The organism is Mesorhizobium sp. M0800 (assembly GCF_040320095.1).
Lineage (GTDB): Bacteria > Pseudomonadota > Alphaproteobacteria > Rhizobiales > Rhizobiaceae > Mesorhizobium.
Genome location: NZ_JAMYOZ010000010.1, coordinates 26,819 through 38,094 on the forward strand (window position 1 = coordinate 26,819; position 11,276 = coordinate 38,094).

Here is an 11,276-nt window from a genome sequence, read left to right on the forward strand (position 1 = left end):
GCAGGACAGAGGGGGGTGCTGTCCCGCCGAGGCTGGCGACAAATTCTCCCAGATCCTTGCCTTCTCTGCCTCGCAAGCCGCTCAATCGGGAAGGTAGATCTCCGCCTTCATAAAGGTCTTCGCACGGCCTGTGATCAGCACGCGATCTCCGGCCAGTTTGCATAGCAAATGCCCGCCGCGCTGCGAGCATTGGAATGCCGACAGATGCGTCTTGCCGAGTTTTTCAGCCCAGTAAGGCACCAGCGTCGCATGAATGGAGCCGGTTACCGGATCCTCGGGAATGCCCGCCCCGGGCACGAAGTAACGGGAGACGAAATCGTGGGCTCGCCCAGGCGCGGTAATAACCAGGCCGAGAGGATGAAAACGTCCGATCCTGAGCAGATCGGGAACGAAAGATCGCACGGTTGTCTCGTCGGCAAGCTCGACAAACAGGTTCTCGAAATTGCGGAAGCTCGCAACCGGCCGCTGAGGCAATATCGCTTGCAGCGCCGAGTTCAGCTCTTCCTCGACGGGCTGCGGCGGAAAACAAGGCAGATCGAGCTGATAGCCCCCTTCCCACCGGGAAACCCGCAGCTCGCCGACCCGGGTGGCGAAGGCCATTTCGCCCTGACCATTGTATTCCGTAGCCAGCACATGGGCGGCCGCAAGAGTGGCGTGGCCGCAGAAGTCGACTTCATGGACCGGCGTGAACCAGCGCAAATCCCAACCTTTGCCATTCGGCCGCACAAACGCGGTTTCAGCAAGATTGTTTTCGTTGGCGATGGCCTGCATTACCTGCTCCGACAGCCACTCCTCTAAAAGGAGAACGGCGGCAGGGTTACCCTGGAAGGCCCGTTCGGCAAAGGCATCGACCTGATACATCGTCAGCGTCGGCATATCGGCCCTCAAAGATATCCGCTGGGCGGCGCGCCATTTCGGCCGTGCCGCCCCCGGTGCAGGTTCACGCCGCTTCGAGAGCCGCTTTCACCGCAGCGATCGCGTCTTCGGCCTTCGAGGCGTCCGGGCCGCCGGCCTGAGCCATATCGGGTCGCCCGCCGCCGCCCTGCCCGCCCAATGCCGCGGACGCGACGCGCACCAGATCGATGGCGTTGAAGCGGCCGGCCAGATCATCGGTGACGGCGACGACGACACTCGCCTTGTTGTCCTCGCCGGCGCCGACAAAGACGACGATGCCGGAGCCGAGCGACTTCTTGCCGGCATCGGCCAACGGCTTAAGATCCTTTGGCGAGACGCCCGATACCGCCTTGCCGAGAAAACCGACACCGGCAATGGTTTCGTTTTCCGCCGGCACACCGGCTGGCGATCGATCGCCCAGCGCCAGCTTCTTGCGCGCCTCGGTCAGCTCCTTTTCGAGCTTCTTGCGTTCGTCGAGCAGCGCCTCGACGCGGGCCGGCACATCGGCCGGCGAAATCTTCAACGCGGCGGCGGCCGCCTTCAACCGCTTGTCCTGTTCGTCGAGATGCTTTCTGGCCGCCTCGCCGGTCAACGCCTCGATGCGGCGTACGCCGGCAGCGACCGCGCTGTCGGACACGATGCGCACCAGGCCGATATCGCCGGTCGCCCTGACATGGGTACCGCCGCATAGCTCGACCGAATAGGGCCGGTTGGCCTTGGCGCCATGCAAGCCCGTGCCCATCGAAACGACGCGCACTTCATCGCCATATTTCTCGCCAAACAGCGCCATGGCGCCCTCGGCGATGGCGTCGTCGACAGACATCAGCCGCGTGGTTACAGGGCCGTTCTGAACGACGATCTCGTTTGCCATGCGCTCGACCTCTTCGAGCTCGTCAGGCGAGATCGGCTTGTTGTGGGAGATGTCGAAGCGCAGACGTTCGGGCGCGACCAGCGAGCCCTTCTGCGCCACATGTGTACCCAGCACCTCGCGCAGCGCCTCATGGATCAGATGCGTGGCGGAATGGTTCGCGCGCAGTCTGGTGCGGCGCGCGTGGTCCACCTTCAGCTCGACGGTCGCGCCCGTCTTGACCGTGCCGTTGGCCACCTTGCCGAGATGGACGAAAAGCCCATCGGCCTTCTTCTGGGTATCGGATATTTCGATCGAGAACCCGTCGCCTGAAATGACGCCGGTATCGCCCATCTGGCCACCGGACTCGCCATAGAACGGCGTCTGGTTGACAACCACGGCAACGGCGTCGCCTTTGCCGGCACTGTCGACGGTCTTGCCGTCCCTGACCAGCGCCTGGATGAGGCCTTCCGCCTGCTCGGTCTCATAGCCGAGGAACTCGGTGGCGCCGGCGTTCTCGCGCACCGGAAACCATACCGTCTCGGTCGCCACGTCGCCGGAGCCGGCCCAGCTTTTGCGCGCCTCCGCTTTCTGCCGCTCCATCGCCTCGGTGAAGCCGGCAAGGTTGACCGAGATGTTGCGCTGGCGCAGCGCGTCCTGCGTCAGATCGAGCGGAAAGCCGTAGGTGTCGTAGAGCTTGAACGCTGTCTCGCCATCCAGCATGTCGCCGGAGGCCAGCTTTTCCGTCGCCTCCGAAAGCAAGCCCAAGCCGCGCACCAGCGTCTTGCGGAAACGAGTTTCCTCAAGCTTCAGCGTTTCGGTGATCATCTGTTCGCCGCGCACCAGTTCCGGGTAGGCTTGGCCCATCTCGCGGACCAGTGCCGGCACCAGGCGCCACATCAGCGGATCGCGGGCGCCGAGCAACTGCGCGTGGCGCATGGCGCGGCGCATGATGCGACGAAGCACGTAGCCGCGTCCTTCGTTGGACGGCAGCACGCCGTCGGCGACCAGGAAGCAGGACGAACGCAAATGGTCGGCGATGACACGGAACGATGCGACGGTGCCCGCATCCGGACCTTTGCCAAGCGCCGACGACGCAGCGTCGATCAGGTGGCGGAACAGGTCGGTTTCGAAGACGCTTTCAACCCCTTGCAGGATGGATGCCATGCGCTCGAGGCCCATGCCCGTGTCGATCGACGGACGCGGCAGGTCGACGCGCTCGTCCTTCGTCACCTGTTCGTACTGCATGAACACTAGGTTCCAGAATTCAAGGAAACGGTCGCCATCCTCCTCGGGGCTGCCGGGAGGGCCGCCCCAGATATGCTCGCCACGGTCGATGAATATCTCCGAACACGGCCCGCAAGGCCCGGTGTCGCCCATTGCCCAGAAATTGTCCGAAGTCGCGATGCGGATGATGCGATCATCCGAAAGGCCGGCGATCTTCTTCCAGTACGAGGCCGCCTCGTCGTCGGTGTGGTAGACGGTGACCAGCAGCTTGTCCTTCTTCAGCCCGAACTCCCTGGTGATCAGGTTCCAGGCAAGCTCTATGGCCCGCTCCTTGAAATAGTCGCCGAAGGAGAAATTGCCGAGCATCTCGAAGAAGGTCAGGTGGCGCGCGGTGTAGCCGACATTGTCGAGGTCGTTGTGCTTGCCGCCGGCGCGAACACTCTTCTGGGCAGTCGTGGCGCGCGAATACGGCCGCTTCTCCAGACCGGTGAAAACGTTCTTGAACTGCACCATGCCGGCATTGGTGAACATCAGCGTCGGGTCGTTGCGCGGCACCAGCGGGCTTGACGCGACGACCTCGTGACCTTCCTTGCGAAAATAGTCGAGAAATGCCGACCGGATCTCGTTGACGCCACTCATGAATACTGCCTTTTCGAGAGAACCGCCGGCTGCCGGCGGAAAATAGACATGGCCTTTTAGCGGTCGCACCGCAGCCTGTCCAGAAACACCAAATGGGCTCAAATCCCGGCTTTCACCAGCGCCTTGAAATGCGTCTGCCTCGCCGTCAAACGCGAACCGCCGGCACGGGGCCGGCGGTTCGAAACGCATCGATTACGCAAACTCAAAATCAAAACATCAAATCGAAACCTGGCTGAGGCTCAGCGAGGCGTCGCCTGCCCTACATCACCCCAGCGTCGTCCTCGAAACCGTCGTCGCTGCTTTCGGAGCCGCCGTTCTCAAGGAATTTCTCAGCGATCAGCCCGGCATTCTGCCGTAGCGCCAGCTCGATCTCGCGCGCCGTGTCGGGATTGTCGCGCAGGAACAGTTTTGCGTTTTCGCGGCCCTGGCCAAGACGCTGCGAATTGTAGGAGAACCAGGCGCCCGACTTTTCGACCACGCCCGCCTTGACGCCGAGATCGACCAGCTCGCCGGTCTTGGAGACGCCCTCGCCATACATGATGTCGAACTCGACCACCTTGAAGGGCGGCGCCAGCTTGTTCTTGACGACCTTGACGCGGGTCTGGTTGCCGACGACCTCGTCGCGATCCTTGACCGAGCCGATGCGGCGGATGTCGAGGCGGACCGAGGCATAGAATTTCAACGCATTGCCGCCGGTCGTCGTCTCGGGCGAACCGAACATGACGCCGATCTTCATGCGGATCTGGTTGATGAAGATGACCATGGTGTTGGAGCGCGAGATCGAGGCGGTGAGCTTGCGCAGTGCCTGGCTCATCAGGCGGGCCTGCAGGCCGGGCAGCGAATCGCCCATCTCGCCTTCGATTTCCGCCCGCGGCGTCAACGCCGCCACCGAATCGACCACCAGCACGTCGATGGCGCCGGAGCGCACCAGCGTGTCGCAGATCTCCAGCGCCTGCTCGCCGGTATCGGGCTGCGAGATCAGCAGGTTTTCGAGATCGACGCCGAGCTTGCGGGCATAGACCGGGTCGAGCGCGTGCTCGGCATCGACGAAGGCGCAGATGCCGCCCTTCTTCTGGGCTTCGGCCACCGTGTGCAGCGCCAGCGTCGTCTTGCCCGAGCTTTCCGGCCCGTAGATCTCGACGATGCGGCCGCGCGGCAGGCCGCCGACGCCAAGCGCGATGTCCAGTCCAAGCGAGCCGGTCGGCACCGTTTCGATCTCGACGACCTGCTCGTTCGCGCCGAGCCGCATGATCGAGCCCTTGCCGAAGGCACGCTCGATTTGCGACAGCGCCGCATCCAGAGCCTTTGATTTGTCCACCGCTTTGTCCTCTACAAGCCGCAAAGAATTCTGAGCCATGATACATCACCCCGTGGTCGTCAATGGAGGCCGGACAATCCCGCAATCCTTAAAAGAATGTACCTCATTTGTTCTCATTTGTCAATGAGCACCAAGGGTTTGAAAAATAACGCATATCCCTATTTGTTCTATTTTTGTTTCGCAATTATTGCTTCCGATGTGTCTCGCCTCGCATGCGGCGCCGTTGCCGTCACCAACCGAATCGGACCCGCGATTGCAGGGTTCCGCCCGGCGACCTAGTCTCTCCGGGCAACAGCAAAAGGGCATTTTGACGGCATGATCAAATCCCCGACGATCCTGGCCGTGGGCGGCGCCTATATCGAGCGGCGCGGCCGGGTTGCCGGCGCCTTCGTGCCGGCCGCTTCCAACCCCGGCACGATGCGCGAGCATGTCGGCGGTGCCGTCTTCAACGCCTTGCGCTGTGCGGTGCGACGCGGCGCCTCGGCCTCGCTGCTTTCGGTGCGCGGCGGCGATGCCCTTGGCGACACGGTTTTACGCGCCGTCACCGAGGCCGGCATTGCCGACCTGTCGGCGGTGTTCCTCGACCGAGCAACGCCAAGCCATACGATGCTGATCGATAGCGACGGCGGGCTGATCGCCGGCCTTGCCGACATGGTGCTCTACGAGCTGGCGCTTCCCAAGCAGATCCGCCGCGCCAAGGTGCGGGAAGCGATCGGTTCGGCCGACGCGGTGCTGTGCGACGCCAACCTGCCGTCGACCGCGCTGGGGCGGCTGGCGGCACTCGCCGCCGACAAGCCGGTGTTTGCGCTTGCGGTCTCGCCCAATAAGGCGGCGCGGCTGATGCCGGTGCTCGACCGTCTGGCGCTGGCCTTCATGAACCGGCACGAGGCCGGCGTGCTCGCCGGCGTCGGCATCGATGCTGACGATCAAGGCATCGTCGACGGCCTGAGACGCGCCGGGCTGAAAAGCGGCGTGATCACCGCCGGCGACGAACCAGTGCTCGGTTTCGACGAATTGAGCGCGTTCTCGATCTCGCCACCGCCGCTACAAAAGCGGACCGATGCTGCCGGCGCCGGCGACGCATTGGCCGGCGCCACGATCGCTGCCCTGCTGCGCGGCCTGACGCTACGCGCGGCACTGCGCGAAGGCATTGCCGCCGCGATGCTCGTCGTCGCGCGCGCCGCCTTCACCAGCGCTGGCTTTGCCGAAGCGCTGGCGCTCGTGCCCGAGGCGCGGGACCTGGCATGAAGTGCGGCCCGGAATTGCCGAAGCATGACGCAGCCTATTTGCCGGCGCGCCGTCCTGCCTCGTAGGCGCGGCGTGCCCAGATCGCCATCTCGTCGGGATCGTCGAAGGCGCTGTCGGGAACGCTCCAATAGGGCATCGACACGAGCCTGCCGTGGCGCGAGCCGGTATAGGTCCATTGCCGGCAGCCGGCCGCTTCGAAATCCGGGGCGCTTTCGGCGTCGGCCTTCAGCATCAATTCGCCACCGATGACGATGGCGACGATGACGCCGTCGAAATAGATGCCCTTGCCGCCGAACAGCTTGCGGATGCTGACCGGGCCGAGGCCTTCGAAAAGCTCTTCTATGCGCTCGTTGTCCATGCGGCGATCATGTCACCCGGATTTCCCCTTGTCATCGACGCAACCGGCACCATCCTGACAAGTTCAGAATCAATTTCGTCGGAGTTTTTCATGCCGCTTCTGCTCAAAGGGTCCTGCCGGTGCAATGCCGTGCGTTTCGAGGTGGAAAGCCACACGCCGGTGCCGTTCATGCTGTGCTACTGCTCGATCTGCCGCAAGCAGCAGGGCGGTGGCGGTTTCGCCATCAATCTCGGCGCCGATTACCAGACGCTGAAAATCGAGGGCAAGCGCCATCTCGGCGTCTACCGCGCCGAGATCGAGGACGACGAGCACCCGCAACGCGAGACCTCGACGGGCGAACGGAATTTCTGCACGAAATGCGGGACGGCACTCTGGCTCTACGATCCGACCTGGCCGGAGCTGGTGCATCCGTTCGCCTCGGCTGTCGACACCGACCTGCCGAAACCGCCGGAGAAGGTGCATCTGATGCTGAAATACAAGGCGAATTGGGTCGAGCCGGATATCGGCAAGGGCGACAAGGTTTTCGATGTCTACCCGGAGCAGTCGATCGCAGACTGGCACAAGCGAACGGGGATGTGGGTGGATTAGTTGCTCCCGGCCTTAGGTCGGTGCGTGAGAGCCACCCAGCGCTCTATCTGCGCCACATCCACCCCACTGCGTTGGGCCGCAACCAAGGGATGATCTGCATCATGCAGAAACACCTTCGGACGCTGATCACCGGGCTGAAATACAACATTGGCATGCAGATGCAACGAGCCTGGATACTCAGGAATGTTGTGCATCAGATATCCAAAACAGAGTTCTTCTTCATACTGGCCACTGTCATATCCATCTCGGTATAGATCCCAGCTTTTTTCCGAGACCGACATCCATACGCCGAAACAGAACTCGCTGGAGAGCTGAGGCACTGGCAGAGGCAGCAAGCAACGAACAAACCGATCTGTTACCCCCGACGCACGGCGCACCTCGCAGAAATCTTCATTCTTACGAAAGGTCGCTCGAGCGGCATCGTCAAGCGTGTCCGTGTCCACGGGCGCACCGAACGCCATATCTGTTGGAAGCCCGGTATATTCCTGACCGCAACAGGCACACCGCCAGCGATATGCCTCGGCACTCATCACCAGAGACGCTAAGCCGCGCTTGCTTCGCGCGCCTCGGCCAGTGCCTTCAAATCGGCCGGCTTCAGCTCGACCGATTCGCCGCAGCCGCAGGCCGAGCTCTGGTTCGGGTTGCGGAAGGTGAAGCCGGTGCGCAAAGTCGTCTGCTCGAAATCCATCTCGGTTCCGAACAGGAAAAGCGCTGCCTCCGGCGCGACATAGACATGGGCGCCATCGCGCTCGATATGATCGTCCTTGGTGTTCGGCTCGGTCACCAGATCGACCGTATATTCCATGCCGGCGCAGCCGCCCTTCTTGATGCCAAGGCGAATGCCATGCGCATTCTCACGGGTCGCAACGATCTCGCGAACCCGGTCGGCGGCCTTTTCGGTCATCGTGATGACGGCAAAGCGTCCCATGTTTTCCTTCTCCATTGCGCGCAGGTTCAAGGCCTGCCGAATGATTCCTCACCTAAAATGGTGAAGTTTTGTACCCGGCGCAAGTGCGCCAGCCTCTGGCTGGTCGGATGCTAGTACCACCCAACCGCCACCTGCGCCTCTTCCGACATTCGGTCGGGCGACCAGGGTGGGTCGAAGGTCATGTTGACCTCGACGCCGGAGACGCCTTCGACGGCGCCGACGGCGTTTTCGACCCAGCCCGGCATTTCGCCAGCCACCGGGCAGCCCGGCGCGGTCAGCGTCATGTCGATCTTGACCGAGCGGTCGTCCTCGATGTCGATCTTGTAGACCAGGCCGAGCTCATAGATGTCGGCCGGGATTTCCGGGTCATAGACCGTCTTCAGCGCCGAGACGATGTCGTCGGTCAGCCGCGCCAGTTCGTCGGCGGGAATCGTTGACCCGGAAACCGCCGCATTGGTGGTCATATCCATTGCCGTGCTTTCGGCGGTGTGGCTGGCATCATCCATGATCGTCACCCGAAGAACTTTCGCGCCTTTTCCAGCGCATCGGCCAAAGCATCGACTTCGGCCCTGGTATTATACATGCCGAACGATGCCCTGCATGTGGATGTTACGCCGAAGCGTTTCAACAGCGGCTGGGCGCAATGGGTGCCGGCGCGCACCGCCACGCCCTGCCGGTCGATGACCATCGACACGTCATGCGCGTGGATGCCCTGCAGCTCGAACGAGATGATGGCGCCCTTGCCGGGCGCATCGCCGAAGATGCGCAGCGAGTTGATGGCGCGCAGTTTTTGATGCGCATAATCCTTCAGATCGGCCTCGTGCGCGGCGATGCGCTCGCGGCCGATGTTTTCCATGTATTCGAGCGCGGCACCCAGCCCGATCGCCTGGACGATCGGCGGCGTGCCGGCCTCGAAACGGTGCGGCGGATCGTTGTAGGTGACGATGTCTTGCGTCACCTCCTCGATCATCTCGCCGCCGCCCATGAACGGGCGCATGCGCTCCAGAATATCCTTCTTGCCGTAGAGCACACCGATGCCCGACGGGCCATAAACCTTGTGGCCGGTGAAGACGAAGAAATCGCAGTCGAGGTCCTGCACGTCGATCGGCATATGCACGGCGCTCTGGCTGCCGTCGACCAGCACCGGAATGCCGCGGGCATGCGCGATGCGCACGATCTCCTTGATCGGCGTCACCGTGCCCAGCGCGTTCGACATATGGGTGATGGCAACCAGCCTGGTGCGGTCGGTCAGCCGCTTCTCGAATTCCTCGATATGGAAGACGCCGAGATCATCGACCGGCACCCAGACCAGCTTGGCGCCCTGCCGCTCGCGGATGAAATGCCACGGCACGATGTTGGAATGATGCTCCATGATCGAGAGCACGATCTCGTCGCCTTCGCCGATGTTCGGCATGCCGAAACCATAGGCGACCGTGTTGATCGCCGCCGTGGTGTTGGAAGTGAAGACGATGTTGTCGGTGCTCGGCGCATTCAGAAACCGCTGCACTATCTTGCGCGCGTTCTCATAGGCGTCGGTCGCGGCATTCGACAGGAAATGCAGGCCGCGATGGACGTTTGCATATTCCTGGGAATAGGCGTGCTGAATAGCGTCGAGCACCGCTTGCGGCTTCTGCGCCGAGGCGCCATTGTCGAGATAGACCAGCGGTTTGCCGTAGACTTGCCGCGACAGGATCGGGAAGTCGCGGCGGATCGCCTCGACGTCGTAGGGGATGTTTTCGACTTTCTGGTCCATTACAAGCTCTCTCGAGGCACCGCCTCATTCCGTCCAGCACCCCTCATCCGACCGAGCTTCGCTCGGCCACCTTCTCCCACAAGGGGAGAAGGAAGAGCGCCTCTCCTTCTCCCCTTGTGGGAGAAGGTGGCGCCGAAGGCGACGGATGAGGGGTGTTGGCGCCAACCCCTCAGTCACCTCTACCCGTGCGTCAAAAACCAATCGTCGAGTCTCGCTTCCAGCGCCTCGACGATGGCCTCGTCGTCCAGTTCCTCGATCACTTCGGCGACGAAGGCCTTGACCAGCAGGCCGCGCGCGGTCTTCTCGTCGACGCCACGCGCCATCAGGTAAAACAGATGATTGTGGTCGATCTCGGTAACGGTCGCGCCATGGCCGCAGACGACGTCGTCGGCGAAGATTTCGAGCTCCGGCTTGGTCGAGAACTCGCCGTCGTCCGACAGAAGCAGCGTGTTGCAGGCCATCTTGGCGTTGGTCTTCTGCGCATATTGGTGGACGTTGATGCGGCCCTGGAAGACGCCGCGCGCCTTGCCGGTCACCACATTGCGGATGACTTCGGTCGATGCGGTATGCGGCACGGCGTGGTCGAGCACCATGGTGACGTCGGTATGGGTGTCGCCGGCGAGCAGATTGATGCCGCGCAGCGTGAATTCGGCGCCCTCGCCGGTCGTCTTCACGACGACCTCCTGGCGCACCAGCTTGCCGCCGGCATTCATGACGAACAGCGTCAGCTTCGAATTCTTGCCGAGATGCGCCTTGAACTGGGCGAGATGCGTCGCCGTATCCGGCTGCTCCTGCACGACCAGCCATGTCACTTCGGCGCCCTCGCCAAGCACAAGCTGGCTGACCGAACTGACCAGCGCCGCCCCCTCGCCCGCCTGGCGCTCGACGATAACAGACTTGGCGCCGGCACCGACGCGGACGGCCAGGCGTACATGCGTCTGTCCACCGGCCTGCAAATTCTGCATTTCGACCGGCTTGTCCAGTTGGGCACCGTCGGCGATGTCGACGAAATAGCCGTCGGCGACAAAGGCGGTGTTGAGCGCGCCGATGGCATCGTCGCTGCCATAAGAATCAAGCCCAGATGCTGCGCTGCCGTCGGTCAGCTTCTCCGACAGGCGCTGTACCGTGACGCCCTCGACAGCAGCCCATTTCGCGCTCGAAACGCCGTTCAGCACCGGCAAAACCGAGGAGCCTTCGACGATCGGCGCAATGGCTTTCGCGACCGCTGCCGGATCGAAGTCCGGCACCGAGGTCAGCAGCCGGCGCAGGTCCGTATAATGCCAGGATTCGACGCGCCGCGTCGGCAGGCCGCCCTTGATCGCCTCGATGGCGTCGTCGCGCTTCAGCATCACCGCGCCGTCGCCGGGCAGCAGCGACAGCCGCTCGCCAAAGGCGTCGATCAGCGCCGTTTCGGCCAATGTTCGCTGGGGTGTCGTGTGCATATTCATCAGTATCGCCTTATTTGGCTTGCCTTCC

Annotated in this window: 11 protein-coding genes; 2 read left to right on the forward strand and 9 right to left on the reverse strand. The window is 62.8% G+C overall.

Features of this window, described 5'->3' with window-relative positions:
- Positions 1-81 precede the first annotated feature (81 nt).
- The 3 genes from NKI18_RS14730 to recA all read right to left on the reverse strand — a co-directional run bounded on the left by NKI18_RS14730 (position 82) and on the right by recA (position 4,964).
- Positions 82-876, reverse strand: coding sequence for a PhzF family phenazine biosynthesis protein (locus tag NKI18_RS14730; protein ID WP_352619124.1), 795 nt, complete (start codon positions 874-876; stop codon positions 82-84).
- Between the two features lie 64 nt (positions 877-940).
- Complete coding sequence (gene alaS, locus NKI18_RS14735) at positions 941-3,607, reverse strand: alanine--tRNA ligase (RefSeq protein WP_352619126.1); 2,667 nt, start codon at positions 3,605-3,607, stop codon at positions 941-943.
- A gap of 259 nt (positions 3,608-3,866) precedes the next feature.
- Positions 3,867-4,964, reverse strand: a complete 1,098-nt coding sequence (gene recA, locus NKI18_RS14740; protein WP_023674696.1) for a recombinase RecA — start codon at positions 4,962-4,964, stop codon at positions 3,867-3,869.
- 276 nt (positions 4,965-5,240) lie between these two features.
- Between recA and NKI18_RS14745 the strand changes: the two genes are divergently transcribed.
- Entirely contained in the window at positions 5,241-6,173 is a 933-nt protein-coding gene (locus NKI18_RS14745; RefSeq protein WP_352619130.1) for a PfkB family carbohydrate kinase, read from the forward strand.
- Between the two features lie 34 nt (positions 6,174-6,207).
- On the opposite strand, the gene NKI18_RS14750 is transcribed toward NKI18_RS14745, so the two are convergent.
- Positions 6,208-6,531 carry a TfoX/Sxy family protein gene (locus NKI18_RS14750; RefSeq protein ID WP_352619132.1) on the reverse strand — a complete coding sequence of 108 codons (324 nt, stop codon included), beginning with the start codon at positions 6,529-6,531 and terminating at the stop codon, positions 6,208-6,210.
- A 90-nt stretch (positions 6,532-6,621) separates the two neighbouring features.
- Between NKI18_RS14750 and NKI18_RS14755 the strand changes: the two genes are divergently transcribed.
- A complete protein-coding gene (locus tag NKI18_RS14755) occupies positions 6,622-7,119 on the forward strand; it encodes a GFA family protein (protein WP_352619134.1) in 498 nt (165 codons plus the stop codon).
- On the opposite strand, the gene NKI18_RS14760 is transcribed toward NKI18_RS14755, so the two are convergent.
- From NKI18_RS14760 to sufD, 5 genes are all read right to left on the reverse strand, one after another.
- The gene (locus NKI18_RS14760) at positions 7,116-7,649 is read right to left on the reverse strand and encodes a DUF2199 domain-containing protein (RefSeq protein WP_352474721.1); all 534 of its coding nucleotides are present in this window, start codon (positions 7,647-7,649) and stop codon (positions 7,116-7,118) included. The two genes, NKI18_RS14755 and NKI18_RS14760, sit on opposite strands and share 4 nt — an antisense overlap.
- A gap of 11 nt (positions 7,650-7,660) precedes the next feature.
- Complete coding sequence (gene sufA, locus NKI18_RS14765; protein ID WP_352474720.1) at positions 7,661-8,047, reverse strand: Fe-S cluster assembly scaffold SufA; 387 nt, start codon at positions 8,045-8,047, stop codon at positions 7,661-7,663.
- 110 nt (positions 8,048-8,157) lie between these two features.
- Positions 8,158-8,553 (reverse strand): SUF system Fe-S cluster assembly protein, encoded by a 396-nt coding sequence (locus NKI18_RS14770; protein ID WP_352619137.1) that lies wholly within the window; start codon positions 8,551-8,553, stop codon positions 8,158-8,160.
- Positions 8,554-8,558: 5 nt separating this feature from the next.
- Positions 8,559-9,800: a cysteine desulfurase gene (locus NKI18_RS14775; protein ID WP_352619139.1), complete on the reverse strand. Its 1,242-nt coding sequence runs from the start codon at positions 9,798-9,800 to the stop codon at positions 8,559-8,561.
- Between the two features lie 179 nt (positions 9,801-9,979).
- On the reverse strand, positions 9,980-11,248 hold the full coding sequence (gene sufD, locus NKI18_RS14780; protein WP_352619141.1) for a Fe-S cluster assembly protein SufD: 1,269 nt from the start codon (positions 11,246-11,248) through the stop codon (positions 9,980-9,982).
- Positions 11,249-11,276: the final 28 nt, after the last annotated feature.